Genomic DNA, 26,848 nt, shown 5'->3' with positions numbered 1-26,848 from the left:
GCATCCGATTCCCCCCTTGGGCCCGGGGGCAGGCAAGATGGGGTCGTGACCCTCATCGATCAGCTGCCGCCGACCGCAGACCCCGACGCCCTCTACGACGCCTTCGAGTCCTGGGCCCAGGAGCGCGGTCTCACGCTCTACCCGCACCAGGAGGAGGCGCTGATAGAGGCGGTCTCCGGCGCGAACGTGATCGTGTCGACGCCCACCGGCTCCGGCAAGAGCATGATCGCGGCGGGTGCGCACTTCGCGGCCCTCGCCCGGGACGAGGTCACCTTCTACACGGCGCCGATCAAGGCGCTGGTCTCGGAGAAGTTCTTCGAGCTGTGCAAGCTCTTCGGCACGGAGAACGTCGGCATGCTGACCGGTGACGCCTCCGTCAACGCCGACGCCCCGGTCATCTGCTGCACCGCCGAGGTGCTGGCCTCGATCGCCCTGCGCGACGGCAAGGCCGCGGACGTCGGCCAGGTCGTCATGGACGAGTTCCACTTCTACGCGGAGGGCGACCGCGGCTGGGCCTGGCAGATCCCCCTCCTGGAACTGCCCCAGGCGCAGTTCGTCCTCATGTCGGCCACACTCGGCGACGTCTCCTTCTTCGAGAAGGACCTCACGCGGCGCACCGGCCGCCCCACCGCGGTGGTCCGCTCGGCGACCCGTCCTGTGCCGCTGTCCTACACGTACCAGTACACACCGCTCACGGAGACGCTCACCGATCTGCTGGAGACCAAGCAGGCTCCCGTCTACATCGTGCACTTCACCCAGGCGCAGGCGGTGGAGCGGGCGCAGGCCCTGATGAGCATCAACATGTGTTCGCGGGAGGAGAAGGAGCAGATCGCGGAGCTGATCGGCAACTTCCGCTTCACGACGAAGTTCGGCCGCAACCTCTCGCGTTACGTGCGGCACGGCATCGGTGTCCACCACGCCGGCATGCTGCCCAAGTACCGCCGTCTGGTGGAGAAGCTCGCCCAGGCCGGTCTGCTGAAGGTCATCTGCGGTACGGACACGCTCGGCGTCGGTGTCAACGTACCGATCAGGACGGTGCTGTTCACGGCGCTGACCAAGTACGACGGCAACCGTGTGCGCACGCTGCGGGCGCGGGAGTTCCACCAGATCGCGGGCCGGGCCGGACGGGCCGGTTTCGACACGGCGGGCTTCGTGGTGGCGCAGGCGCCGGAGCACGTCATCGAGAACGAGAAGGCGCTCGCCAAGGCCGGTGACGACCCGAAGAAGCGCCGCAAGGTGGTGCGCAAGAAGGCGCCCGAGGGGTTCGTCGGCTGGACGGAGAGCACCTTCGACAAGCTCATCGAGTCCGAGCCGGAGCCGCTGACATCCCGCTTCCGGGTGACGCACACGATGCTGCTGTCCGTGATCGCGCGCCCCGGCAACGCGTTCCAGGCGATGCGGCACCTGCTCGAGGACAACCACGAGCCGCGCAAGCAGCAGCTGCGGCACATCCGGCGCGCGATCGCGATCTACCGTTCGCTGCTGGACGGCGGGATCGTGGAGAAGCTCGACCAGCCGGACGCCGAGGGCCGGATCGTCCGCCTCACCGTGGACCTCCAGCAGGACTTCGCGCTCAACCAGCCGCTGTCCACGTTCGCGCTGGCCGCGTTCGAGCTGCTCGACCCGGAGTCGCCCTCCTACGCGCTCGACATGGTCTCGGTCGTGGAGTCCACCCTCGACGATCCGCGCCAGATCCTCGCCGCCCAGCAGAACAAGGCGCGCGGCGAGGCGGTCGCCGCGATGAAAGCGGACGGTGTCGAGTACGAGGAGCGCATGGAGCGCCTCCAGGACATCACCTACCCGAAGCCCTTGGAGGAGCTGCTCTTCCACGCGTACGACACGTACCGCAAGAGCCACCCGTGGGTCGGTGACCATCCGCTGTCGCCGAAGTCGGTGATCCGGGACATGTACGAGCGGGCCATGTCCTTCACCGAGCTGGTGTCCCACTACGAGCTGGCCCGCACCGAGGGAATCGTGCTGCGGTACCTGGCCGGCGCCTACAAGACGCTCGACCACACGGTTCCCGACGACCTCAAGTCCGAGGATCTGCAGGACCTGATCGAGTGGCTGGGCGAGATGGTGCGCCAGGTCGACTCCAGTCTGCTGGACGAGTGGGAGCAGCTCGCCAACCCGGAGGAGATGACCGCCGAGGAGGCTCAGGAGAAGGCCGACGAGGTCAAGCCGGTCACCACCAACGCGCGCGCCTTCCGTGTCCTCGTCCGCAACGCGATGTTCCGCCGTGTCGAGCTCGCCGCGCTCGACCACGTCGACGAACTGGGCGAGATGGACGCCGAGTCCGGCTGGGACGCAGACGCGTGGGGCGAGGCGATGGACAAGTACTGGGACGAGTACGACGACCTCGGGACCGGTCCCGACGCCCGCGGCCCCAAGCTGCTGGTCATCCAGCAGGAGCCGCAGAACGCGCTGTGGCGCGTCCGCCAGATCTTCGACGACCCCAACGGGGACCACGACTGGGGCATCAGCGCCGAGGTGGACCTCACGGCCTCCGACGCGGAGGGCCGCGCGGTCGTCCGCGTCACCGACGTCGGCCAGTTGTGAGTACGGGCCGAGGCAGAGAATCAGGCACAGGAGAAGCACACCGATGACGAACCCGGCCGAGAGGCTAGTCGACCTGCTCGACCTGGAGCAGATCGAGGTCAACATATTCCGCGGCCGCAGCCCGCAGGAGTCCCTGCAGCGGGTCTTCGGCGGCCAGGTGGCGGGCCAGGCGCTGGTCGCGGCCGGCCGGACCACGGACGGCGACCGGCCCGTGCACTCGTTGCACGCGTACTTCCTGCGTCCGGGCCGACCGGGCGTGCCGATCGTGTACCAGGTCGAGCGGGTGCGCGACGGGCGGTCGTTCACCACACGCCGTGTCACCGCCGTGCAGCAGGGCCGCACGATCTTCAATCTGACCGCCTCCTTTCACAAGCCTGAGGAAGGTCCGTTCGAGCACCAGCTGCCGCCGGCCCGTGAGGTGCCGGACCCGGAGACGCTTCCGACGGTCGCCCAGGAGGTCCGGGAGCATCTGGGTGGGCTGCCCGAGCAGCTGGAGCGGATGGCACGTCGGCAGCCCTTCGACATCCGGTACGCGGACGGGCTGCGCTGGAGCCCCGAGGAGATCAAGGACGCCGAGCCGCGCAGCGCGGTGTGGATGCGCGCGGTCGGTCCGCTCGGCGACGACCCGCTCGTACACACCTGCGCGCTGACCTACGCCAGCGACATGACGCTGCTGGACGCGGTCCGTCTCCCGGTCGAGCCCCTGTGGGGTCCGCGGAACTTCGACATGGCGTCGCTGGACCACGCCATGTGGTTCCACCGGCCGTTCCGGGCGGACGAGTGGTTCCTCTACGACCAGGAGTCGCCGATCGCGACGGGTGGACGCGGGCTGGCCCGCGGGCGGATCTACGACGTGCACGGCCGTCTGCTGGTGTCCGTCGTCCAGGAAGGTCTGTTCCGGACGCTGTAGGGCCGGTGCCCCGCCGAGACCGGTGCGTCAGGTGCTTCTGCGGCGCAGCCGGCCCAGCAGACCGCTCATGAGCCGGTGGGGCCGGTGCCGGTCCGACGACCGCGGGTCCACCGTCGGGCGCGGCTCATCCGTCGGGCACAGGTCATCCGTCGGGCGCGGGACCGCCGTCGGCCTTCGAGAGACCGGGGATGGCTCCACCGCGCGTGCCTGCGGCTTCGGTTCCCGTTGCGCTTGCGGTGTCGGTGTCGGTTGCGGTTTCGGTTGCGGCGGCGAGGGCCGTGGCGCGGGCTGATGGGCGCGGGCCTCGTCCAGAGCCTGCAGCAGGTCGGACCGGAGCCAGTCGATCTCGTCGGGGGCGTCCGCCGTCACGATCTTCTCGATGAGACGAGCGGCCGGGGAACCGGGCGCTCCGTGGGCAGGGGGCCCTGGGCGGAACCGGTTCAGATGGGAACGGTCGTACGGGTCCTTGACGATCTCGGCGATGTGGGTGGGATCGAGGAGAGAGGCCACGGCTGCCGCTCGCTGCCAGGGGCCGTCGGCCTGCCGCAGCAGGAAACCGAGACGGCGGCCCCGCCAGTTGCGGGGGCGCAGGTCGAGGCCCTCGGCCAGCTGCTGCCGCAGGGCTCGGGGCGTCCGGCCCGTGAGCAGTGGGGCGTTGTCCTCGTCGGTGGCGAAGTGTCGTAGCTCCTCGGCGAGATACAGCCAGACGACGGCCCGATAGCGGTTCAGGTAGAACCTCACCGGTACCACCAGACCCAGCCGCGCCAGGCGCGTGAACCGGGTGGGCGCCACTTCCATGACGGCCGCCCCCTCGGCGGTGCCGACGGCCTCGACGCTCCTGCGAAGTGCCCCGGGGAAGCCGGGCTCGGCGCGCAACCGGTCGAGCTCGGTGCGGGGGACCCGGCGTCCCCCTCCCCCTTCGTCGGGCACGGTCCTGATCCGGCCGAGGTCCACGGCGAGTTCGAACTCGCTCCGCTTCAGGCCCAGTTCCCTCGCCGCTCGGCCGAAGGCGGTGACATGGGCGTGGGGTCGGGTGGTGGTGTCGCCTGGCATGGCCGGTCTCCCCCGTTACGTGGTGGGACCCCGCGCAGTCCGCGAGGGCCTCGGAAAAAACCGTAGCCGGATTCGCGGATCCCGTGGCGAGCCTGTGGATAACTCCATGGTCCGGGAGAAGAGCACAGGTCAGAGGTCTGTCGGTGGAGTGCGGGAGGGCTGGCGGGCGTCCACCGCGAGGTGCTCGCCGACCCGGTTGACGAGCAGCGCCATCTCGTAGGCGATCTGGCCCATGTCGGCGTCCACCCCGCTGAGCACGCACAGGCAGCTGCCGGTACCGGCCGCGGTGACGAACAGCACCGCGTCGTCGAACTCGACCATCGTCTGGCGGACCTGGCCCGCGCCGAAGTGGCGTCCGGATCCCTTGGCGAGGCTGTGGAGGCCGGACGAGACGGCGGCGAGGTGTTCCGCGTCCTCCCTGCGCAGCCCTGTGCTGGCGCCCGCCACCAGCCCGTCGTTGGACAGGACGAGCGCGTGCCGAACGTGGTCGACCCGTTCGGTCAGGTCGTCCAGCAGCCACCCCAGCGTCTGCTTCTGCGCCATGTTCCCTCTCCCCGTCTGAGGTTCCCCGTGTGATGTCCCCGCCCGTCGGGTGGCTCCTTCCGCCAGCCTTCCCCACCACCGGCCGCCGGGCAAGCAGGATGAGGGCATGGCACAGAAGATGACCGATGAGGAATGGCGGGCGTTCGTCTCGCACGGCACGCGCACCGGGAAACTGTCGACGGTGCGTGCGGACGGACGTCCGCACGTGACACCGGTCTGGTTCCTGCTCGACGGGGACGAGGTGGTGTTCACCACGGGCGCGAACACCGTGAAGGGGCGCAACCTGGCCCGGGACGGCCGGGTCGCCCTGTGCGTGGACGACGACCGGCCGCCGTTCGACTACGTGGTGGTGCAGGGCGTGGCCGACATCTCGGAGGACCTGGACGAGGTCCGGGACTGGGCGACCCGGATCGCGGCGCGGTACATGGGCGAGGAACGTGCCGAGGAGTTCGGCGCCCGCAACGGCGTTCCGGGGGAACTGCTCGTCCGCGTCGGGATCGGCAGGGTGCTCGCCGAGAAGGCGATCGCGGACTGACCCGACGGGTGGTGACGGCTCAGCTCACGGAGTCGAGCAGCCGGGCGGTGTGCATCCGCCCGGCGTACTCGACGAGCCGGATCAGCACCTCCTTCCCCGAGGCGCGGTCACGGGCGTCGCACAGGACGACGGGGGTGCCCTGGTCGAGATCGAGGGCGCGTGCGACCTCGGGGGCGCTGTGGGTGCGCGCTCCCGGGAAGCAGTTGACGGCCACCACGAACGGGATGTGCCGGTGCTCGAAGTAGTCGACCGCGGGGAAGCAGTCCTCCAGACGGCGGGTGTCGGCGAGGACGACGGCACCCAGGGCGCCTTGGGACAGTTCGTCCCACAGGAACCAGAAGCGGTCCTGACCCGGGGTGCCGAAGAGGTACAGGGAGAGGCCGGAGCGGATGGTGATGCGGCCGAAGTCCATGGCGACGGTCGTCGTGACCTTCCGGTCCACGCCGTCCGTGTCGTCCACCGACCGGCCCGCCTCGCTGAGCAGTTCCTCGGTACGCAGGGGCTTGATCTCGCTGACCGCCCCCACCAGGGTGGTCTTGCCCACGCCGAATCCGCCGGCGACCAGAATCTTCAACGCCAGCAAGGACGTGTCGCCGCCCGTGGCGTCCAAGTGTTCGGAGACCATCGATCACTTCTCTCGGGAGTACGGGAAAACGGTCGACAGGGGAACGGGGAACAGGGGATCGGGCGATCGTCTACAGTGCCCGCAGCCCGTCGATGACCTCGCGCAGGATGCGTTCGTCGGGCAGTCGCGCGGGGGGCACCGGGCGGCTCACGGTCACGCAGCCGACGTCGAGCAGATCGCCGAGGAGCACCCGGACGACGCCCACGGGCAGGTCGCAGCCCGCCGCGAGTTCCGCCACGGACTGGGTCTCCGTACGGCACAGGGCGATGAGGGCGCGGTGTTCCGGGCCGAGCCCCGCGCCGTCGGCTCCCGGGGCGCCCTGGTCGAGGGTGACCAGGGCGATCAGGTCGAAGCGGACTCCGGTGGGTCCGGATCTGGTGCGTCCCCCCGTCACGGCGTACGGGCGGACGAGCGGTCCGGCGTCCATGTCGTACCACTGGCTGCCCGGCCGACAGGGGGCTTCGGTCATGTCCTCGGTCATCTGCTCCTCGGTCATCTGCTCCTCGGTCATCTGCTCCTCGGTCATCTGCTCCTCGGTCATCTGCGCGGGTCGCCTTTCGCCTCAGCCCGCGGCGGGCGGTCGTGCGGAGCGGCGCGGCGGCGCGTGGAGGTGCTCGCCGACGCGCTTGACCAGCCGTGCCATCTCGTACGCGACCAGGCCGAGGTCGGCGGTCACGGCGGTGAGGACGGCGAGGCAGGAGCCCTCGCCCGCGGCGGCCACGAACAGGAAGCCGTCGTCCATCTCCACCATGGTCTGCCGGACACCGCCGGCGCCGAAGTGCCGGCCCGCGCCCTTGGCGAGGCTGTGGAAGCCGGAGGCGACGGCGGCGAGGTGCTCGGCGTCCTCGCGGCCGAGGGCGCTGGAGGCGCCGACGGCGAGGCCGTCGTCGGACAGCACCACGGCGTGCCGGACCTCGCTCACGCGTGTCACCAGGTCGTCCAGCAGCCAGTCGAGTTCGCCGGGCCGCTGGGCCGGTCTCGTGCTCGGGTCCTGAATCACGGGGCTCCTTCGCTGCTGTCGCCGCCCGGTGCGGGAGCCGGGACGACACGTCGGCCGGGTTGCCGTCCGCCTCCGCGCGCCCATCCGTCCCGGTACGCGGCCATCCGGTCCCGTACGAGTTCCGGAGTGCGCCCGTCGTCGCCGCGAGGGTCAGCCGCCGGGGCCGTCTCCTCGGGGCGAGAGTGGCGCAGTTGGGGGGCCAGGTGTGCCTGCCGCACCCGGCGCGGCAGGTCGTCCGACGTGTCGATGTCGTCCGGTGGGTGGTGCGGGCGCAAGGCGGTGACTCCTGGGGGTGGGGGGTCGGCCGCCGCCGGCTCGGCGGCTGCCGGGACAGGAGCGACCAGCGCCGGCCGGTCCGCTGTGGCGGGTACGGCGTCCTGGTTCCGGTCGGCGGCGGGCACGCGCGCGTACGCGTGTTCGGCCGACGGCGGCGCCTCCGCCGGCTCGGGGGCGGATCGTTCCGGCGTACCGCCGTGCAGCAGGGCGGTGGGCAGCAGGACGACCGCCGTGGTGCCGCCGTAGGGCGAGGTGCGCAGGTGGACCTTGACGCCGTGGCGTGCGGCGAGTCTGCTGACCACGAACAGGCCGAGCCGGTCGCTGTCGAACAGGTCGAGGGCCTCGGACTGCGCGATGCGACGGTTGGCCCGGGCGAGGGTCTCCTTGCCCATGCCGAGGCCCCGGTCCTCGACCTCGACGGCGTAGCCGTTGCCGACGGGCTCGCCGGTGACGCGCACGCGCGTGTGCGGGGGCGAGAACTGGGCGGCGTTCTCCACGAGTTCGGCGAGGAGGTGGGTGAGGTCGGCCACGGCCGAGCCGATGACGGCCGCCTCCGGGAGCTGCCGGACCTCCACGCGCGCGTAGTCCTCGACCTCGGAGACGGCGGCGCGGACCACGTCGGTCAGCGGGACGGGCAAGCGCCAGGCCCGGCCGGGGGCGGCTCCGGAGAGGATGATCAGGCTCTCCGCGTGGCGCCGCATGCGGGTGGTGAGGTGGTCCAGCCGGAAGAGGTCGCCCAGCTCGTTCGGGTCGTCCGAGCGGCGTTCCATGCTGTCCAGGAGCCTGAGCTGGCGGTGGACGAGGACCTGGCTGCGGCGGGCGAGGTTGACGAACACTCCGGAGATGCCGCCGGCGAGCTCGGCGCGTTCCGCCGCGGCCCGCAGGGCGGCGCGGTGCACGGTGCCGAGGGCCTCGGCGACCTGGCCGGTCTCGTCCTCGGCGGACGGTCCGGGCGGTGCCTCGGCCTCGATGTCGATCCCCTCTCCGGCGCGTAGTCTCCGCATGGCCTCGGGCAGTTTGCGGCGGGCGATCTCCAGGGCGTCGTTGCGCAGGCCCACCAGGTCCACGACGAGTCCGCGGCCGATGCGCACGGAGATGACGAGCGAGGCGGCGACGGCCACGAGTCCGAGCAGGAGTGCCGCTCCGGCCGGGGTGAGCAGCCCCTGGGTGAAGGGGTCGGCGCGGTCGGCGGCTCGGCGTGCCGCGTCCGCCTCGACGGTCCGCATGCCGGCCTGCACGCGCGCGTGGGCCGTGCTCCAGGTCGTCTCCGGCGCTGCCGAGAGGGCCTTGGCCCCGGGTCCGTGGGCGAGCACCCTCTCCTCGGCGGTGTTCACGGCGGCGTAGGCGCTCCCCGCGGCCAGTTTCCGCCAGGCGGTGCGCTCGGAACCGCCGAGGTCCGCCACGGCCGACTCGGTGAGGGTGCGGCGGGAGGCGACCGCGCCGGTGAACAGCCTCAGGCGCGGTCCGTCCAGGCGCCCGGCCAGGCGCGCACTGCCGAGTACGACGTCCTCCTGCGCCAGGGCCTCGCCCGCGCGGGCGAACTCGAGCAGCACGCGCGCGTCGGAGCCGAGTTCGGCGTCCTGGATGCCGGAGAGCGACCCGCCGACGGCGAAGGCGGCCGCGATCGTCCGCGTGTACCGGCCGTACGTCTGCGCCCAGCCCGCCGTGCCGTCGATTGTCGCGGGCCGCAGGGCGCGCAGTTCCTCGGCCCCGGAGACGAACGCCTCGAGGCGCCGGGCGACGTCGGCGGGCAGGTCCTGGGCGTGGGCGACGGTGCTGTCGTCGTCGAGCCGTAGTGCGGCCACCGCGCGGTCGGTTCGTTCCCCGAGCTGCCGCAGGCCGTCCTGGTGTCCGGCGGTCGGGTCGGTGGCATGGCGTACGGCGGCCGCGCGTTCCGTCTGGAGCGCGGTCACCGCGGTCGCGACCGGAGTGCGGATCTCGGTGTCCACACGGTGTGCCTGGCGCAGTCGGGAGACGTCCTGTGCGGTGCTGACGGTGGCGTACGCCCACAGGGCCAGCAGGGAGACGACGGGCACCATCAGCAGGCAGACGATCCTGGCGCGCACGGTGCGCGGCCGTGTCCGCCGGCGGCCCGCGCGCGTGGGTGAGGTGTCCGCCGGGGTGCCCGGCTCTTCGTCCGGTCCCTCGTCGGCCGGTGGTCCGGCGTGGGCGCGTCGCCCGCGCACGGGGGGCGGCGTCTTCGCGCCGTCCGTGGGGGTCCTCAGGGGTGTACGCATGGCCTCCTCGCTCGGGAGTGGTTCGGGGGCGTGCCGTCCGGGCCCGTCACACGGTGCGGGCCTGTCGGCGGCTTGCGGCGCGCTCCGCCGGCTGCTGCGCGGAGGCGGACGCCGCGTGCTCTCCCGTGGTGGGCGACAGCGCGACGAAGGCCGAGGTCAGGAAGAGGTAGGAGCCGAGGCCGACGGCGAGGGGGAAGACGAACTGCATCGCCGTGGCCCCGGGCAGGGCTTCGCCGGAAGGTGTGACGCGTACGTCCACCGCGAGCATCCCCGTGTAGTGCATGCTGCTGACGGCGGCGCCCATGACGAGCGAGGCGAGGGTGACCGCGACCGGCGACTCGATGTTGAGGGCCGCCCAGAGGGCCGCGGTCGCCGCGACGACAGCGATCACGACGGAGACCGCGACCAGGGCCGGGTCGTAGGTCACGTCGCCGTGCAGTCGGACCGCCGCCATGCCCAGGTAGTGCATGCTCGCCACGCCGAGTCCGGTGGTGAGACCGCCGAGCAGCAACGCGCGCGTGCGGTCGCGGCCGTAGCCGACGGCGAAGACGCCGGCGCAGACGACGAGCATGGCCACGAGGAGGCTGAGCACGGTCAGGGGGACGTCGTAGCGGATGTCGGTGCCGCCGACGCCGAAGCCGAGCATGGCCACGAAGTGCATGGTCCAGATGCCGGTGCCGATCGCGGAGGCCGCCGTGACGAGCCAGTTGCGGCGGGAGCGTCCGGTGGCGCCCAGCGCGCGGACGGTGCAGCGCAGTCCGAGGGCGGCACCGATGCAGGCCATCCCGTACGACAGCACGGGGGTCAGCCAGCCGAAGGTCGCGTGGTCCAGGTGTCCCATGGCTCCGGGACGCTAGTGGGGGCACGGAGGCACAAAGGGGGCGCATTTCGAAAGGTGCCGCAAAATGACGGGGAATTGCGCCGGCCCGATCGGCTCGCGCTCGAACGTGTGCACCGCGATGTCCTCCGTGCCGGTGAGGGATCATGCGGCACATGAGCGACGACCACACACACGTCCAGGAGTTCTTCACGGCGCGCGCGGCGGACTGGGATGGCCGGTTCCCCGACGACGGCCCCGCCTACGCGGCCGCTGTCGCCGAACTCGGTCTGCGGACGGGCGACCGCGTGCTCCACGCGGGCTGCGGCACCGGCCGCGCCCTGAGGCCCCTGCGCGCGGCCGTGGGAGCTTCGGGCGAGGTCGTCGGGATCGATCTGACGCCGGCCATGCTGCAGGCGGCCGTACGGGTGGGACGGGACCGTGACGGGCGGCTGGTGCTCGCCGACGTGGCGGCTCTGCCCCTGGGCTCGGCGGCCTTCGACGCCGTGTTCGGAGCGGGGCTCGTCTCCCACCTGCCCCGCCCGGCGGAGAACCTCCGGGAGTTGGCGCGCGTCGTGCGCCCGGGCGGCACCCTGGCACTGTTCCACCCGATCGGCAGGGCGGCGCTCGCGGCACGCCACGGCCGGCAGACGACCCCGGACGACCTGCGCGCCGAGCCGAATCTCCGCCCGCTGCTGGCCGGCTCCGGGTGGCGCCTGACCTCGTACGTCGACGAGGACACCCGCTTCCTGGCCCTGGCCGTCCGGGAGGCGTGAGGCTCGTGTCCGATCACCGCTTGCAGGGCTTGGGCTCCCGCGGGCTCACCGCCGGGCTCGCCCTGGAGGCGGGCGAAGGCGGGCACGGGGCCCGGGGTCACTGCGTGGCCGAACCGTCGACATGCCGTACCGGGCAGCCGCGCGCGCCGGGCACCGGGCGGGTGCCCAGGTCCTGCAGCCGGTAGCCGTTCGGGTAGCTCTTGATCTCCCAGTTCCGCCGCGCGAAGTGCGGTGCCCGGCGCGGTGGCAGCAGCCGGACGGCGCGTCCACGCGCGCGTACCGCCCGGCGGACCAGGGCGCGGGTGACGGGGGCCGGCGGCGGGTAGCGGAAGGCCTTCAGGAGCGGTTCGTCGAGCAGGGCGAGGGTCGCGGTGCGCAGCGCGGGGGCGAGCGGCCGCGGGTACCAGGAGGCCATCAGGTCGAGTGTGGCGTCCGAGACGCGCCGAGCGCCCTCGTCGAAGGCGAAGTGGGCCTCCTCGTAGGCGTCGAGGCAGCTTTCAAACTCCTCGTACGTCTCGGGGATGTCCTTGATGCCCATGCGCTGTCCGAGGGTGCGGTAGTGGACGGTGGAGGCGACGGTCTCGTGGCGGGAGAGTCTGCGCCATCCGTAGGAGTCGATCCAGCGCTTGGGCATCACGACGAACGTGCAGAGCACGTACCTCATGTCGTCGTTGCCGATGTCGTAGCTGCGGTGCATCTGGTTGATGCGGCGGACGGCCGTACGGCCCTGTTCACTGTCGAAACCGTGCTCCACGACGGCGTCGAGGAGCAGCGAGGTGTCGTCGTAACGCCTCTGTGCGCGGTCCGTGAGTTCCGCCGTGCGCGCCAGCAGGGCGCCGATGCTCGGCACCGCGTACGTGCGGTAGAGAGCCAGCTCCAGGGCTCGGGTGAAGTCCCAGGGGAACTCGTACGCCGCGGTGAGCCGGTAGATCTCGGAGGCCTGCTCGTAGGGGTCCATCGTCCGTATGCGTGCGAGCCGCTCGAAGCGCTTCACCGTGCCGTCCCCCTTCTGCCGTCCTTCTGCCGTCGGAACCACAACTCTAGGGCGCACAGGGGAAGATGAACGCCCGGCAGGGGGAATCACGCAGGGGGAAGGTGGTGGTCTGCATGGTCGACGAGGTGCGCAGGGCGTGGGAGAGGGTGCTCGGTGCGGTGCGCGCACCGGCGCGCGCACGCGGGAAGCGGTCCGGCGGCGGGAGCCGGGGCTCCGGCGGCGGGGCTGCCGACGGGCGGGGGGCGAAAGGCGGTAGGCGGCACAACCTCTTCGAGGCGGCCGCGGTGTACGTGTCGGCCTGCGCGGAGGACGATCAGGACGGCATGGAGGAGGCGGCGGGCTGGGTGTCGCCGGAGGCGCTGTCCTTCGGGGTCAACGAGCTGGCCTGCCGTGCGGTCATCGCGCTCGCGCGGGAGCGCGACGAGTCGCCGCGGACGGTCGCCCGCGCGCTCCTCGGGCTGCCGGCCGCCTGAGCGCCGGGGGCGGCGAATCGGGGAGCTTCGCCTTGTCCGGCCGGAGAACGGCGGCTCCAGGCGTGTCGGGGAGTCGTGACAACCGCGTCGCCGCCGCACTAGGGTGCGCGCGGTTGGACGAACCTGTGGGGAGGCTGAGATGGCCGGGACGGGCGAGGACGCCGTCGCCGCCGAGGACGACGCGCTCTACGTGCTCACGGCGGTGCTGCTGACGCCGGCGCAGTTCCCGAGTGTGCTGGGCGACGACTACCCGGCGGCCTGCGCGGCCCTCGGCCTGGCGCCGCTCGCCGACGGATACGGCCTGGTGCTGGGCCAGGACGGCGGGGGCGCGCGGTGGACGGTCGTCATCGACGACGTGTCGCTGGTGGCCGTGGCCGTCGCGTCGTGGGACTGCGGCATGGAGTACGACCTCTCGCCCGACGAGCGCACGGTGGTCGCCGCCTTGCCGGGCTGGCCCCTGGAGGTGGCCGTCGCGGCTCCGGGCGTGCCCGCCCCGCACGACCCCGCTCCCGAAGGCGAGGAAGGTCCCACGCTGTCCCCACCGGACACGAGCACCTGGGGTCCCGCGCAGCGGCGCCTGGGAGCGGACGAGATAGCCCTCCAGTGGACGCTGTGGCGCGAGCAGATCGACGACGCCGCGTTCACGGCTCGCCGGGAGGCGTCGGGGGACGAGGGACCGGGCGCAAGCGCGAGCACGGGCGGGGGCGGAGAGGCGAGCACAGGCGAGGGCGCGGGGACAGGCGCGGGCGGGGGCGGCGAGGGCGGTCCGACGGGGCACAGCGGCATCCGGCGCGTCCTCGCGGAGGCGCGTGCCTATGTGGACTCACCGCCCCCGCTGGGCCGTGTGCGCTCGTCGTTCGCGCCCGGGGACGCACGCACGCTGCGGGCCGACGGTCCCGGCTGGTCGCTGGTGGCCCGGACCGACGACATCGCGTTCGTACTGCTCGACGACGAGCCCGGCGAGGTGCTTCCCGTCGGCCGGGGCGCCGAACTTCCGGGTCTGCTGGAGGCACTCGACAAGATGGCGGTCCGGCCCAGCTGAGCCGCCGCGCGGAGCCGTGCCGCGGCAACCGTGGCGCCCGCGTGGTGGTGGCTGCCGCACCGCGGATGCGGGAGGGAGCACCGCGAAGGGCGGGGGCCGCGCCCCGGCCCCCGCCTTCTCAGCGACCGAGCTCCTTGCGTGTGACGCGGCGCAGCCTGCGCCGCTGCGAGGGATCCAGCGCCAGGTACGCCGCCGCCGGAACACCCACCACGATCAGCAGTGCCACCCACCAGGGCAGCCAGATCAGCAGTAGAAGCCCGACCGCCACACCTCCTGCGGCGATCTTCGCGTTTCTCGACATGTGTGTCGCCTCCTTCGCGGCCACTGCCGCTCTCTGCTCTGAAAACGGGTCCGCGCGGCGCGCGGTTCCACCGGCACCCCTGAGACGTCCCTGACCTGCACCCCCCAAATGCCCCTGAGAAGGCCTGCTCCCCCGTCATCGAACCACTCTGCCGGGCAAGGCGCGCGTCAGGCCCGGCGGGACCGGTGTAGATCTCGTGCGGCTGCCCGCCCTCCTGGTTCCCGAGTCCGACACCCTGTCCGTCCTCACGCGCGCCCGTGCCGTTCCCGGGCCGTACCGGGCCGTCGCGATCTGGGTGCGGTGGCGATGACCGCGCTGGGGCTCCGGCGGGCTCGGCCTGTAGCTGCCCGGTCTCTGACCGGACGGCCACGACTCCTGGCTCGTGGGTCCGCCGGGGCCGGCCGACGCCGATCGCGTCCGCCGGCTCGCCGCCGCGATGCCGCCGGAGGCGCGCGCAACGCTCCCCGCCGCGCCGGTCCTCGCGGTCGGCCCGGCCCCGCCGCCGGACCGACCAGTGGCCGACGGATGACCGACGCCCGGGCCGACGGTTGGCCGACACCCAGGCCGATGAGTAGCCGACGCCCAGGCCGATGAGTAGCCGACGCCCAGGCCGATGAGTGGCCGACGCCCAGGCCGATGGGTGGCCGACGCACGGCGTTCACCGGGGCGTCGTGCGGCGTTCCGCGGGTGACCCAACCCTGGCGGCTGTCACCGAACATGCCCCTCAGGAGGCCCGATGTCCCCGCACGCCCCCGGCCGGCGCCGCGTCCACCGATCCGTCGCGGCGGGCGTACCGCTCGCGGTGCTCGCCGCTCTCGCCACGGCCGGACCGGCCGCCGCGCACACGCCGTCCGGGGAGGCGTACGTCACCCGGACCGCGACGCTCGGCGACATCCCGCTCGGGACGTTCAGCAACACGCTGCTCACGGGCACGGTGGCCGACGACCGCGGGGTGGACCTCGGCGGCATCGGCAGCGACATCTACCCGGCGGACCGCGCGGGCGAGTTCTGGACGGTCACCGACCGCGGACCCAACGGTCAGATCAAGGTGGACGGGACCAAGCGCCGCACGTTCCCCGTGCCCGGCTTCGACCCGGCGATCGTCCGGATCCGGGTCACGGGCAGCACGGTGAAGGTCCTGGGGGCGATCCCCCTGACCACGTCGTCCGGGAAGCCCGTCACCGGCCTGTCGAACCAGGCGGGGCGGGACGAGGCGCCCTACTCCTACGACGCCGGCACGCCGCTGTCGTACAACCCGAACGGGCTGGACACCGAGGGCATCGTGCGGGCCTCGGACGGGAGTTTCTGGCTCGTCGACGAGTACGGACCGTCGCTGGTGCACGTTTCCGCGCGCGGGAAGGTCCTCACGCGCTATGTGCCCGAGGGGCTGAACCTCGAGGGCGCCGACTACCCGGTCGTGGAGGCACTGCCCGGGGTCCTGCTGAACCGGAAGATCAACCGCGGCTTCGAAGGACTGGCCCAGCTGCCGGGCGGTGACCTCGTGCTGGCGGTGCAGAGCCCGCTGTCGCTGCCGGACGAGGACGCGGGCGAGGACTCGCGCACCGTGCGTCTGCTGCGGTTCTCCCCCCGGAAGAAGGCCGTCACCGGCGAGTACGCGTACCGCTTCGACCCGGTGAACGTGGTCGACCCGAGCGAGGACGACACCTCCGAGCTCAAGATCTCGTCCGTGGTCGCGGTGGGAGGCGATCGGCTGCTGGTCGAGGAGCGCACGGACAAGGCGGCGCGCCTGCACCTGGTGCGGCTGGACCGCGGGGCGAACATCCTGGGCGGCCGCTGGGACGACGAGGCGACCTCGCCCTCGCTCGAGCAGCTCGACGATCCCGCCGCGTCGGGCGTGCCGGTCCTGTCCAAGCGGCTCGTCGTCGACCTGGGCACGGTCGCCGGGGTGCCCGGGAAGATCGAGGGCGTCGCGCGCGTGGACCGCGACACACTCGCCCTGATCAATGACAACGACTTCGGGATGACGGACGGCGCCGAGGCGTTCGACGCGCAGGGCCGGCTGGTCGACAGCGGCGTCGAGACGACGGTGACGTACGTACGGCTGCCGCGGGGCCTGTGACGCCGGGCGGTCGGTCCACGGCCTCGGGGACGCGTCATGCGGCACACACACGCGCGTGAGGATCATCTTCGCTCGTGCGAGTGCGTCTGCGAGAGGGTTCGAACCATCTGCGGGTGAGGACCCCTCACGCCGGTGTGTCGCGCGACGGCCCTGTCACGGCAGCAGTTCGTCCAGGGACGGCAGGAGCGACTCGAGGTCACTGGGCACTTCGGTGGGCAGTGCGGTCGGCAGCTCCGTCGGCCACGCGGTCGGCAACTCCGTCGGCAACTCGGTCGGCAGTCCGCTGGGCAGCCGGGTCGGCAGGTCGCTGGGGAACCCGCTGGGCAGCTCGGTCGGGAGGCTGAGGGACGGCTCGGGAGAGGAGCTGGTGCCCGAAGGCGGGTTCTCGTCCGGCGAGTCGTCGCCTCCCGTGGCCATCAGCACCACGGCGACCACGGCAACGGCGGCGGCCAGCAGCGCGAGCACCACGAAGAGGGTCTTCCCGCGCCTCCCGGAGCCGCCGGGCGGGCCTGTCGGCGACGAGGGCGGAGGAGGAGGCCAACCGCCCCCTCCCGTGCCGTGACCGGGGCCGGAGCCCGAGGGAGGCGGTCCGAAGCCGCCCGGAGGCGGCGTGTCATCCGGCGGTCCGGGCGGCTGGGGCGGTACGGGCGGCATGGCCATGGTGTCCAGCGTCGCCCGTGACCGCCCAGGGCGCGACCCTCTTACGGGACTTGATACGCCTTCATGCCCTGGAGCGCACGATTCCGGCGTATCCGATGAAGGGACCGCCACCATGACGGCATGCGGTCGCAGTCGCAGTCGCGGCAGAGTCCGACGTCGAGGTCGAGGTACGTACAAGAGCCACCGCACGCACGAGCGCCGGCGGGGGCGTACCACCGCCGGGGCGTACGCCCGCGTGAGTGCCGGGACCGCCTCCGAGCTCGCGTGGGTGCGGTCGGAGACGGGCCCGGGCCTCACGCCCACGCGCGCGTGCGGTCAGCCCCGGGCGCCGAGAAGGTGGTCCATGGCCAGCTGGTCCAGGCGCTCGAAGGCCATGCCACGGGCGGCGGCCGCATCGACGTCGAAGTCCTCGAACGCGGAGCGGTCGGCCAGCAGTGCCTGCAGGCCGTCGGCGGCGGTGGGCTGGGCCAGCTGGTCCAGGCGGGCGTCGCGCAGGGCCTGCTGGACCTCGGGGTCGTTGCGGAAGGCGGCCGCGCGCTCCTTGAGGATCAGGTAGTTGCGCATGCAGCCCGCGGCCGACGCCCACACGCCGTCCAGGTCCTCGGTGCGCGGCGGCTTGAAGTCGAAGTGCTTCGGGCCCTCGTAACCGGCGCTCTCCAGCAGGTCGACCAGCCAGAACGCGGAGCGCAGGTCGCCGGCGCCGAAGCGCAGGTCCTGGTCGTACTTGATGCCGGACTGGCCGTTGAGGTCGATGTGGAAGAGCTTGCCCGCCCACAGCGCCTGGGCGATGCCGTGCGGGAAGTTCAGGCCCGCCATCTGCTCGTGGCCGACCTCCGGGTTCACGCCGTACAGCTCCGGGCGCTCCAGGCGCTCGATGAACGCCAGGGCGTGGCCGACGGTGGGCAGCAGGATGTCGCCGCGCGGCTCGTTCGGCTTGGGCTCGATGGCGAAGCGCAGGTCGTAGCCCTGGGAGGTGACGTACTCGCCGAGGAGGTCGAAGGCCTCCTTCATGCGGTCGAGGGCGACGCGCACGTCCTTGGCGGCACCGGACTCCGCGCCCTCACGGCCGCCCCAGGCCACGTAGGTCTTGGCGCCGAGCTCGGCGGCGAGGTCGATGTTGCGGATCGTCTTGCGCAGGGCGTAGCGGCGCACGTCGCGGTCGTTGGCGGTGAACGCGCCGTCCTTGAAGACGGGGTGGGTGAAGAGGTTGGTGGTGGCCATCGGCACGGTCATGCCGGTGGTGTCCAGCGCCTGGCGGAAGCGCTTGATGTGCTCCTCGCGCTCACTGTCGGACGACCCGAAGGGGATCAGGTCGTCGTCGTGGAAGGTCACGCCGTAGGCGCCCAGTTCGGCCAGGCGCTGCACCGTCTCGACCGGGTCCAGGGCGCGCCGCGTGGCGTCGCCGAACGGGTCCCGTCCCTGCCAGCCGACGGTCCACAGGCCGAAGGTGAACCTGTCGTCGGGGGTGGGCTGGTAGCTCATGCCACGGCTCCTTGCTTGAAGACTGTCTTGCCGACTATTTCGTCATGGCCGTTTACAAATTAGTATGCGGACGCATCTCTGGGAAGACAGATCCCGCAGAGCCGCGGAAAAACTTGAGGAGAGCCCGATGTCAGCAGCCGAGGGTCCGCTCGTCGTCGGCGTGGACACGTCCACCCAGTCCACCAAGGCACTGGTCGTCGACGCGGCCACCGGCCAGGTCGTCGCGAGCGGCCAGGCGCCGCACACGGTGTCCTCCGGCGCCGGCCGGGAGAGCGACCCGCGCCAGTGGTGGGACGCGCTGTGCGAGGCGCTGCGCCAGTGCGGTGACGCGGCACACGAGGCCGCCGCGGTGTCGATCGGCGGACAGCAGCACGGGCTGGTGACGCTGGACGGGCGAGGTGAGCCGGTGCGTCCGGCGCTGCTGTGGAACGACGTGCGCTCGGCCCCGCAGGCCCGTCGGCTGACCGAGGAGCTGGGCGGCGCCACGTTCTGGGCGGAGCGCACCGGGTCGGTCCCGGCCGCCTCGTTCACGGTGACGAAGTGGGCCTGGCTCGCCGAGAACGAGCCGGAGGCCCTGCGCGCCACGAAGGCCGTCCGCCTCCCCCACGACTACCTCACCGAGCGTCTCACGGGCGAGGGCACCACCGACCGCGGCGACGCCTCCGGCACCGGCTGGTGGGCGTCCGGGACCGAGGCGTACGACGAGGAGATCCTCGCCCACGTGGGCCTCGACCCGGCACTGCTGCCGCGCGTGGTGCGGCCCGGCGAGGTGGCGGGTACGGTGCGCGACAGCCACGGCCTGCCGTTCTCCAAGGGCACCCTGGTCGCCCCGGGCACCGGTGACAACGCCGCGGCCGCGCTGGGCCTCGGTCTGCGCCCCGGCACTCCGGTGCTGAGCCTCGGCACCTCGGGCACGGTGTACGCGGTGGCGAAGCGGCGCCCCGCCGACCCGACCGGAACCGTGGCGGGCTTCGCCGACGCCCACGGCGACTGGCTTCCCCTGGCCTGCACGCTGAACTGCACGCTCGCCGTCGACCGTGTCGCGGCCCTGCTGGGCCTGGACCGGGAGGCCGTGGAGCCCGCCGCGGAGCTCACGCTCCTCCCCTACCTGGACGGCGAGCGCACCCCGAACCTGCCGAACGCCTCCGGCCTCCTGCACGGCCTGCGCCACGACACCACCGCCGGGCAGCTGCTCCAGGCCGCCTACGACGGCGCGGTCCACTCCCTGCTCGGCGCGCTCGACCTCGTCCTCGACGAGGACGCGGACCGTTCCGCCCCCCTGCTGCTGATCGGCGGCGGCGCCCGCGGCACGGCCTGGCAGCAGACGGTACGGCGGCTGTCGGGGCGGCCGGTGCAGATCCCCGAGGCCAAGGAGCTCGTCGCGCTGGGCGCGGCGGCGCAGGCGGCCGGGCTGCTGACCGGCGAGGACCCGGCGGCCGTCGCCCGGCGCTGGAACACGGCGAAGGGCCCGGTGCTGGACGCCGTGGAGCGGGACCAGGCGACGCTGGCCAGGATCGCCGGGGTACTCTCCGACGCGGCCCCGCTGCTGGAGCGGGCCACGGACACCCACTGAGAGTCGACCGACGGCATGACCGCACCGCTGCACGAGGCGCGCCCGGCCGGACCGGGGCGTGCGCTGCCCGACACCCAGCAGGGCATGCGCCGCCGCAACCTGGCCCGGGTGATGCACGCCGTCAGCGCCGAGGGACCGCTCTCACGGGCGGCGGTCGCCTCGCACATCGGCCTGACCCGGGCGGCGGTGTCGACCCTCGTCGACGAACTCATACGCTCCGGCCTGCTGGAGGAACTGGGCCCCGAGCGGCCCGGCCGGGTGGGCCGGCCGGGGTCGGCGCTCGCCGTCAGCGGGCGCGGCCCGGCGGGCATCGGCGCCGAGATCGGCGTCGACCACCTCGCGGTCTGCGCCGTGGACCTGCGCGGTGAGGTGCGGGTGCGCGCCGAACGGCAGGGCACGAACCGGGGCCGCCCGCCCGGGCCGGTCGTCGAGGAACTCGCCCGGCTGGTGCGCGAGGTCGCCGCGGAGGCGGAGGGTGAGGGGCTGTGGCCGGCCGGACTCGCCGTCGCCGTTCCCGGCCTGGTGGCCCGCGACGCCCACACCGTCGTCCGCGCCCCCAACCTGGGCTGGCAGGACGTCGACCTCGGCGCGCTGCTGCCCGGGGAGTTCCCGCTGGCCGTGGACAACGAGGCCAACTTCGGCGGACTGGCCGAACTCTGGCTGCGGTCCGGCACCCCGCGCGATTTCCTGCACGTGTCGGCCGAGATCGGCATCGGCGCGGCACTCGTCGTGGACGGCAGTCTGCTGCGCGGCACCCGCGGCTTCGCCGGCGAGCTCGGCCACGTCCCGGTCCATCCCGACGGGCCCCGGTGCGTGTGCGGCGGACGCGGCTGCCTGGAGCAGTACGCCGGCGAGGAGGCGGTCCTGCGCGCGGCCGGCCTCACGCCGGGCGAGGGCCGGGTCGGCCTGCTGGCCGGCCGCGCGGCCGACGGCGACGAGGACGTACGACGGGCCCTGCGCGAGGCGGGAACAGCCCTCGGTATCGCCCTGACCGGGGCGCTCAATCTGCTGGACCCCGAGAGTGTCGTGCTCGGCGGTGCTCTGTCCGGCCTCGCGCCGTGGCTGCTGCCGTCCCTGGAGGCCGAACTCGCCCGCCGCACGGCGGGCCCGCCCTGCCCGGTGTCCGTGTCACGACTGGGCCCCGAGGGTCCGCTGCTCGGGGCGGCGCACTCCGTGGTGCGGGCCGTGCTGGACGATCCGGCGGCGGTGGCGGGGCGAGGCTGAGCCCCGCCGTTCCCAGGCGCCTCGCCGTTCCCCGACGCCCGGCCGCTCCCCCCACCCGGCCGTTCCCCGACGCCCCGCCGTTCCCAGGCGCCTCGCCGCTCCCCGGCGCCTCGCGCCCCCCGACGCCCCGCCGCTCCCCGCCTCGCCGCTCCCGACGCCCCGCCGTTCCCCGACGCCTCTCCGCTCCCCCACGCCCGGCCGGTGAACGCGCGTGACGTCGGCGGCGCCCGTGGCTCGGATCCGCAGCACCCGCACGGCCGCCGCGACCGGAACTCCCCATTCGGGTGAGCGAGTTGTCCACAGTTCCGCGCTCGTCCACCGAACCCCGCGGTTGCGTCCTGCGTCCCGGCCGGTCGCCGTAACGTGATGCACGCGAGCGCAGCCCGGGTCTCCCCCCGCGTCACACCGGGCCCCGCCGCGCAACCGTCCACGCCCGCGTCCTCGTCCCCGCCTCCACCAGCCGTCCCCGGAACGGAGCCGTGCAGCATGACCGACTTCAGCGTCACGACCGCCTCATGGAGCATGACCGCGCGGTCCGAACGAGCTCCGGCCGCCCCGGCGTTCGGCGGCTCGCCACAGCGGACACCGACTCGTGGCCATGCCGCGCACCGGCCGCGTCGCCCGGCTCCTATCACACCCGCGACACCCCTCACAACCCGCATAGGGACAAAAGCACGCAACCCCGACGGTCGAGTCCTCGTTGGCACACCATGTGCGACACCACCCACACCTGCGTGGCCAAGCTCCGCAAGCACGGGTTGCCGGCACGCGAGACGGGCCGCGGACCACACGCGCGACGGCGGGATACCGCGGCTCCGCTGACGAAGGCCGCGGCAACACCTCGCGGCTGAGGCCCCGAGACCCGCCGGTATCGCACCCCGAACGCTCTCCCGCTCCCCTCGAAAGGCATCACCCCGTGGAACGAGCAAGACTCCTGTCCGGCAGGCGACGGATCCTGAAGGGCGCCGTCCTCGCGGCCGTCCCCTACGCCCTGCTGCCGGACGCCCGGGCCGGCGCCCAGGACGTGACCGTCGACTACGCCTCAGCCCAGTGGCAGCCCGCGACCCCTTCCAACTACACCGCGTCGAACCGCCCCGCCGCCCACACCGTCGACCGCGTCGTCGTCCACGTCACACAGACCACCTACTCCCAGACTCTCGCCGTCTTCCAGAACCCGAAGAAGAAGGTGTCCGCGCACTACGTCGTCCGTTCCGCCGACGGCAAGGTGGCGCAGTGCGTGCGCGAGACCGACATCGCCTGGCACGCGGGCAACTGGGAGTTCAACACGCGCAGCATCGGCATCGAGCACGAGGGCTGGGTGGACCAGCCGTCCTACTTCACCGACGCGTTGTACGAGCGGTCCGCCCGGCTGACGTCCTCCGTCTGCGACCGCTACGGCATCCCGAAGGACCGCACCCACATCATCGGCCACTACGAGGTGCCCGGGACGGACCATACGGATCCGGGTCGCCACTGGGACTGGGAGCGCTACCTGAGACTCGTCGCCTCGGTCCGGCCGTAGCGGCGCGACGGGCGGACGCGTCTCGTCGCCTTCGGCGCGACCCCGGTCCGAACGGTTGTCGGCGCGCACCCCCGGAGTGACGATGTCCCCAGTCGCATCGCCCACCGGGAGGCCGAGTTGACCGATCCCTGGGTGGCCCTGGAGCCGGGGGCCGACCCTGCCGAGCGCGTACGGGCACTGCGGCGGGCGCACGAGACGTTCACCGCCGCCGGCACGGTGCCGCGGCCGGTGCGGGCCGTGGTGGCCGCCTCGTGGCGGCGTTCGGCACGGGCGGGCGTCGGGCCCGACGGCACCGCGAGTGTCGAGCTGACGGACGGCGATCTCGGCGCCTACCGGGCCGAGCATCCGCTGGCACGCGTGATGCCGCTGTTCCGTGAACTCCTGGGTCCGTTCGCCGCCGACGGGGAGCATCTCGTCGCCGTGTGCGACGCGCACGGCAGACTCCTGTGGGTCGAGGGTCATCCGGCGACGCGGCGGAGGGCGGGGCGGATGAACTTCGTGCCGGGTGCGCGGTGGGCGGAGAGCGCGGTCGGGACGAACGCGCCGGGCACGGCGGTCGCCGTGGACCGGCCGGTGCAGGTGTTCGCGGCCGAGCACTTCATCCGGCGGGTGCAACCGTGGACGTGCGCGGCGGCCCCCGTGCACGATCCGCGGACCGGGCGGGTGCTGGGTGCGGTGGACATCACCGGTGGGGACCGGCTCGCCCATCCGCACAGCCTGGGCTTCGTCCAGGCGGTCGCCCGGGCGGCCGAGTCCCATCTCGCGCTGCTCGCCCCCGAGCCGGCGGACGCAGCCCCGCCCGTACTGACCGTGCTGGGGCGGGACGAGGCGTGTCTGACCATGGACGGCCGCCGGCTCCGGCTCAGCCGGCGGCACAGCGAGATCCTCGTCCTGCTGGCCCGCCACCCGGAGGGCCTGACCGGCGACGAGTTGTCGTGCGCGCTGTACGAGAACGAGTCGGTGACGCCGGTGACGCTGCGCGCCGAACTCGCCCGGCTGCGCGGGGTGCTGGGGCCGGGACTGCTGGCCTCGCGTCCCTACCGGCTCACCGTTCCCGTCGAGACGGACGTGTCCGCCGTCGAACGCCGGCTGGCGTCCGGCGCGGTCACGGCGGCGGCGTCGGCCTACACCGGACCCCTGCTGCCGGCGTCGCGGGCACCGGCGGTGGTGCGGCTCAGGCACCGCACGGCCGACGCGCTGCGCGCCGCGCTGATCGCGCGCGCCGACCCGGACCTGCTGGCGGACTGGGCGCACGCGCCGTGGGGCGAGGACGACCTCGACGTGTGGCGGGCGCTGGCGGCGACCCGCCCGACGGCGTCGGTCCGGGCCCGCCTGAGGGCCCTGGAGTCGGAGCTGGCGGTACCACAGGGACGGACGGGCCGCGACGGCCCGGCATCCACTGGTCCGGCCCTCTGACGGCAGACCGCCCCCGCAGCAGCAGTCCGCCGCGTCCTGGTGGTGTGAGCGCACAGGTTCGCCGGGTCGGGTCAGGGCCGCAGCGGTGAGGGGCGTCCTCCCCGGCGGATGCCCCAGACGCGTCGGATGCGGGCGTGTTCTCCGCGTTCGACGGCCACCGCCGGCGGATGTCGGTGCCCTCGTGGGCGCAGAGGGCGGCCAGGATGACGGAGGTCGGTGCGCCGTCGGGCGGTCGAACCACCTCGGCCCAGCCACCCCGGCCCAGCCACCCCGGCCCAGCCACCCCGGCCCAGCCACCTCGGCCCAGCCGTCGGCGCAACGTCCTCGCAACGTCCGCTTCCCTAGCCTCCGGCGGAGAGCTGTCCAATGGCGGGCAGCACTGCTCAGGGAGGCAGGCACCATGACCCGTTACGCGGCGCCCGGTACCAAGGGCGCGATCGTCTCCTACCAGAACCGCTACGACCACTTCATCGGCGGCGAGTACGTGCCGCCGCTCCGGGGCCGGTACTTCGAGAACCCGTCGCCGGTGAACGGGTTGCCGTTCACGGAGGTGGCCCGCGGTTCGGCCGAGGACGTGGAGCGGGCGCTGGACGCGGCGCACGCGGCCGCACCGGGCTGGGGCAGGATGTCGACGACCGAGCGCTCCGACATCCTGCTCAAGATCGCCGACCGTATGGAGGCGCATCTGGAGCCCCTGGCCGTCGCGGAGAGCTGGGAGAACGGCAAGCCGGTCCGTGAGACGCTGGCGGCGGACATCCCGCTGGCCATCGACCACTTCCGGTACTTCGCCGGAGCGGTCCGCGCGCAGGAGGGGACGCTCAGCGAGGTCGACGGCGACACGGTGGCGTACCACTTCCACGAACCGCTCGGTGTCGTCGCGCAGATCATCCCGTGGAACTTCCCGGTCCTGATGGCCGCGTGGAAGCTGGCGCCGGCTCTCGCGGCGGGCAACGCGGTCGTCATCAAGCCCGCCGAGCAGACGCCGGTGTCGTTGCACTACTGGATGAGCCTGATCGCGGACCTGTTGCCGCCCGGGGTCGTGAACATCGTCAACGGCTTCGGCGAGGAGGCGGGCAAACCGCTCGCGTCCAGCCCGCGCGTGGCGAAGGTGGCGTTCACCGGGGAGACCTCCACAGGCCGGCTGATCATGCGGTACGCCGCGGAGAACCTGAAGCCGGTCACGCTGGAACTGGGCGGCAAGTCGCCGAACATCTTCTTCGACGACGTGTGGGAGAAGGACGACGACCTGCGCGACAAGGCCCTCGAAGGCTTCACGATGTTCGCGCTGAACCAGGGCGAGGTGTGCACCTGCCCGTCCCGCGGCCTGATCCAGCGCGGCAACTACCCCGACTTCCTGGCCGCGGCCGTCGCCCGCACCGAGCTGATCAAACCCGGGCACCCCCTCGACACCGACACGATGATCGGCGCCCAGGCCTCCGACGACCAGCTCAAGAAGATCCTCTCCTACATCGACATCGGCCGGCAGGAGGGCGCCAGGATCCTCACCGGCGGGGAACGAGCGGAGTACGACGGCGAGTTGAAGGGCGGGTACTACATCCAGCCGACCGTCTTCGAGGGCGACAACCGCATGCGGATCTTCCAGGAGGAGATCTTCGGACCGGTCGTCTCGGTGGCCTCGTTCGACGACTTCGACGACGCCATCAAGATCGCCAACGACACGTCGTACGGCCTCGGGGCCGGGGTCTGGACGCGGGACATCAACACGGCGTACCGCGCCGGCCGTGCGATCCAGGCCGGCCGCGTCTGGACCAACTGCTACCACGCCTACCCGGCCCACGCGGCGTTCGGCGGATACAAGCAGTCCGGGATCGGCCGGGAGACGCACAAGATGATGCTGGAGCACTACCAGCAGACGAAGAATCTGCTGGTGTCATACTCGCCGAAGAAGCTCGGCTTCTTCTAGAGGCACGAGGAAAGGCGCCTGACCTGGGTTTTCACCCGTCAGGCGCCCTTCGTGCAACCCGCTCTCGACCGGGCCCGGCTTGCGCGCTAACTCCCAATTCCTCCCACGACTGCACCCCTCCTGACCAGTGCTTCCGGACCAGTCACGGACCAAACCCCGGTTCAGCCCTCGGGTACATCTGAACCGTTCCGGGTTCGGTAGAGATCTCAGACGTTGGGTGTGACCTGGAGTTTTATGGTTGCGAGGTAGTGGTTGTTCTCGTATTCGACCGGTGGGACGTGGCCTATCTCACCGTGGAGTCGCCGGTGGTTGTACCAGTCGACGTACTCGGCGGTGGCGAGCTCGACGTCGGACAGCGTCTTCCATGGCCGCCGGGGCTTGATCAGTTCGGTCTTGAACAGGCCGATCGTGCTCTCCATCAGGGCGTTGTCGTAGGCGTCGCCCACCGATCCGATGGAGGCGGCGATGCCGGCGGCCTCCAGGTGGTCGGCGAGCCGGAAACTCGTGTACTGCGACCCGGCGTCCGAGTGGTGTATCAACTCGCCTGGCTGAACGGGGTGTTGGTCGCGGTCGCGTTGCCACAGTGCCATCTCCAGGGCGTCCAGCACGAAGACCGTTTCCTTCACGGTGGCTGCGGACCAGCCGACGATCCGGCGGGAGAAGGTGTCCACGACGAAGGCGACGTAGACGACGCCGGCCCAGGTCTTCACGTGGGTGAAGTCCGCGACCCGGCACCGGTTCGGGGCGCCGGCGACGAAGTCGCGGTCGACGAGGTCCGGTGCCCGGTCGGTCTGACCGCCGGGCAGCGTGGTGATCACGCGCCGGC

General features: G+C 72.6%; 24 protein-coding genes. 12 read left to right on the top strand and 12 right to left on the bottom strand.

Features of this window, described 5'->3' with window-relative positions:
* Nucleotides 1-45: 45 nt before the first annotated feature.
* Both ACFV9M_RS37140 and ACFV9M_RS37135 read left to right on the top strand, forming a co-directional pair.
* On the top strand, nt 46-2,559 hold the full coding sequence (locus ACFV9M_RS37140; protein WP_385075272.1) for a DEAD/DEAH box helicase: 2,514 nt from the start codon (nt 46-48) through the stop codon (nt 2,557-2,559).
* Nucleotides 2,560-2,602: 43 nt separating this feature from the next.
* Nucleotides 2,603-3,469, top strand: a complete 867-nt coding sequence (locus ACFV9M_RS37135; RefSeq protein ID WP_385075269.1) for an acyl-CoA thioesterase — start codon at nt 2,603-2,605, stop codon at nt 3,467-3,469.
* Nucleotides 3,470-3,496: 27 nt separating this feature from the next.
* Here ACFV9M_RS37135 and ACFV9M_RS37130 read toward each other — a convergent pair whose 3' ends face one another.
* Together ACFV9M_RS37130 and ACFV9M_RS37125 are read right to left on the bottom strand one after the other, a co-directional pair.
* Nucleotides 3,497-4,522, bottom strand: coding sequence for a DUF6397 family protein (locus ACFV9M_RS37130; protein ID WP_385075266.1), 1,026 nt, complete (start codon nt 4,520-4,522; stop codon nt 3,497-3,499).
* Nucleotides 4,523-4,651: 129 nt separating this feature from the next.
* A complete protein-coding gene (locus ACFV9M_RS37125) occupies nt 4,652-5,065 on the bottom strand; it encodes a roadblock/LC7 domain-containing protein (RefSeq protein ID WP_385075263.1) in 414 nt (137 codons plus the stop codon).
* A gap of 106 nt (nt 5,066-5,171) precedes the next feature.
* Between ACFV9M_RS37125 and ACFV9M_RS37120 the strand changes: the two genes are divergently transcribed.
* Nucleotides 5,172-5,600 (top strand): PPOX class F420-dependent oxidoreductase, encoded by a 429-nt coding sequence (locus tag ACFV9M_RS37120; protein WP_385075260.1) that lies wholly within the window; start codon nt 5,172-5,174, stop codon nt 5,598-5,600.
* Nucleotides 5,601-5,619: 19 nt separating this feature from the next.
* Here ACFV9M_RS37120 and ACFV9M_RS37115 read toward each other — a convergent pair whose 3' ends face one another.
* From ACFV9M_RS37115 to ACFV9M_RS37095, 5 genes are all read right to left on the bottom strand, one after another.
* Complete coding sequence (locus ACFV9M_RS37115) at nt 5,620-6,225, bottom strand: ATP/GTP-binding protein (protein ID WP_385075257.1); 606 nt, start codon at nt 6,223-6,225, stop codon at nt 5,620-5,622.
* Between the two features lie 70 nt (nt 6,226-6,295).
* Nucleotides 6,296-6,706 (bottom strand): DUF742 domain-containing protein, encoded by a 411-nt coding sequence (locus ACFV9M_RS37110; RefSeq protein WP_385075304.1) that lies wholly within the window; start codon nt 6,704-6,706, stop codon nt 6,296-6,298.
* An 81-nt stretch (nt 6,707-6,787) separates the two neighbouring features.
* Nucleotides 6,788-7,225, bottom strand: a complete 438-nt coding sequence (locus tag ACFV9M_RS37105; RefSeq protein ID WP_385075254.1) for a roadblock/LC7 domain-containing protein — start codon at nt 7,223-7,225, stop codon at nt 6,788-6,790.
* Entirely contained in the window at nt 7,222-9,738 is a 2,517-nt protein-coding gene (locus ACFV9M_RS37100; protein WP_385075251.1) for a nitrate- and nitrite sensing domain-containing protein, read from the bottom strand. Before ACFV9M_RS37100 ends, ACFV9M_RS37105 begins: the two co-directional genes overlap by 4 nt.
* 46 nt (nt 9,739-9,784) lie before the next feature.
* On the bottom strand, nt 9,785-10,579 hold the full coding sequence (locus ACFV9M_RS37095; protein WP_385075248.1) for an MHYT domain-containing protein: 795 nt from the start codon (nt 10,577-10,579) through the stop codon (nt 9,785-9,787).
* Nucleotides 10,580-10,731: 152 nt separating this feature from the next.
* Between ACFV9M_RS37095 and ACFV9M_RS37090 the strand changes: the two genes are divergently transcribed.
* The gene (locus ACFV9M_RS37090) at nt 10,732-11,331 is read left to right on the top strand and encodes a class I SAM-dependent methyltransferase (RefSeq protein ID WP_385075245.1); all 600 of its coding nucleotides are present in this window, start codon (nt 10,732-10,734) and stop codon (nt 11,329-11,331) included.
* A gap of 97 nt (nt 11,332-11,428) precedes the next feature.
* Here the strand turns inward: ACFV9M_RS37090 and ACFV9M_RS37085 are convergent, their stop codons facing one another.
* Entirely contained in the window at nt 11,429-12,325 is an 897-nt protein-coding gene (locus ACFV9M_RS37085; protein WP_385075243.1) for an oxygenase MpaB family protein, read from the bottom strand.
* Between the two features lie 113 nt (nt 12,326-12,438).
* On the opposite strand from ACFV9M_RS37085, the gene ACFV9M_RS37080 reads away from it, so the two are divergent.
* Nucleotides 12,439-12,798, top strand: coding sequence for a hypothetical protein (locus tag ACFV9M_RS37080; RefSeq protein ID WP_385075240.1), 360 nt, complete (start codon nt 12,439-12,441; stop codon nt 12,796-12,798).
* A 139-nt stretch (nt 12,799-12,937) separates the two neighbouring features.
* A complete protein-coding gene (locus tag ACFV9M_RS37075) occupies nt 12,938-13,840 on the top strand; it encodes a hypothetical protein (protein WP_385075238.1) in 903 nt (300 codons plus the stop codon).
* A 118-nt stretch (nt 13,841-13,958) separates the two neighbouring features.
* On the opposite strand, the gene ACFV9M_RS37070 is transcribed toward ACFV9M_RS37075, so the two are convergent.
* Nucleotides 13,959-14,141 (bottom strand): hypothetical protein, encoded by a 183-nt coding sequence (locus tag ACFV9M_RS37070; protein WP_385075235.1) that lies wholly within the window; start codon nt 14,139-14,141, stop codon nt 13,959-13,961.
* Nucleotides 14,142-14,877: 736 nt separating this feature from the next.
* Here ACFV9M_RS37070 and ACFV9M_RS37065 point away from each other — a divergent pair.
* Nucleotides 14,878-16,221: an esterase-like activity of phytase family protein gene (locus tag ACFV9M_RS37065; RefSeq protein WP_385075232.1), complete on the top strand. Its 1,344-nt coding sequence runs from the start codon at nt 14,878-14,880 to the stop codon at nt 16,219-16,221.
* Between the two features lie 153 nt (nt 16,222-16,374).
* On the opposite strand, the gene ACFV9M_RS37060 is transcribed toward ACFV9M_RS37065, so the two are convergent.
* Both ACFV9M_RS37060 and xylA read right to left on the bottom strand, forming a co-directional pair.
* Nucleotides 16,375-16,686, bottom strand: a complete 312-nt coding sequence (locus ACFV9M_RS37060) for a PT domain-containing protein (protein WP_385075229.1) — start codon at nt 16,684-16,686, stop codon at nt 16,375-16,377.
* 510 nt (nt 16,687-17,196) lie between these two features.
* Nucleotides 17,197-18,363, bottom strand: a complete 1,167-nt coding sequence (gene xylA, locus ACFV9M_RS37055; protein WP_385075226.1) for a xylose isomerase — start codon at nt 18,361-18,363, stop codon at nt 17,197-17,199.
* A gap of 127 nt (nt 18,364-18,490) precedes the next feature.
* On the opposite strand from xylA, the gene xylB reads away from it, so the two are divergent.
* The 5 genes from xylB to ACFV9M_RS37030 all read left to right on the top strand — a co-directional run bounded on the left by xylB (nt 18,491) and on the right by ACFV9M_RS37030 (nt 26,022).
* On the top strand, nt 18,491-19,936 hold the full coding sequence (xylB, locus tag ACFV9M_RS37050) for a xylulokinase (protein WP_385075223.1): 1,446 nt from the start codon (nt 18,491-18,493) through the stop codon (nt 19,934-19,936).
* Nucleotides 19,937-19,951: 15 nt separating this feature from the next.
* Nucleotides 19,952-21,160, top strand: coding sequence for an ROK family protein (locus ACFV9M_RS37045; RefSeq protein WP_385075220.1), 1,209 nt, complete (start codon nt 19,952-19,954; stop codon nt 21,158-21,160).
* Between the two features lie 916 nt (nt 21,161-22,076).
* Nucleotides 22,077-22,682, top strand: a complete 606-nt coding sequence (locus tag ACFV9M_RS37040) for an N-acetylmuramoyl-L-alanine amidase (RefSeq protein WP_385075216.1) — start codon at nt 22,077-22,079, stop codon at nt 22,680-22,682.
* Between the two features lie 117 nt (nt 22,683-22,799).
* Nucleotides 22,800-24,098: a GAF domain-containing protein gene (locus tag ACFV9M_RS37035; RefSeq protein ID WP_385075213.1), complete on the top strand. Its 1,299-nt coding sequence runs from the start codon at nt 22,800-22,802 to the stop codon at nt 24,096-24,098.
* 400 nt (nt 24,099-24,498) lie between these two features.
* Nucleotides 24,499-26,022 carry an aldehyde dehydrogenase family protein gene (locus ACFV9M_RS37030; RefSeq protein ID WP_385075210.1) on the top strand — a complete coding sequence of 508 codons (1,524 nt, stop codon included), beginning with the start codon at nt 24,499-24,501 and terminating at the stop codon, nt 26,020-26,022.
* Between the two features lie 206 nt (nt 26,023-26,228).
* Here ACFV9M_RS37030 and ACFV9M_RS37025 read toward each other — a convergent pair.
* Nucleotides 26,229-26,848: IS3 family transposase (locus ACFV9M_RS37025; RefSeq protein ID WP_385102656.1), on the bottom strand; the 620-nt coding region annotated here is incomplete at its 5' end.

The organism is Streptomyces sp. NPDC059895 (assembly GCF_042731035.1).
GTDB lineage: Bacteria > Actinomycetota > Actinomycetes > Streptomycetales > Streptomycetaceae > Streptomyces.
The sequence above is the reverse complement of the archived record's forward strand: the minus strand, read 5'-3'. Positions and strand labels throughout refer to the sequence as shown.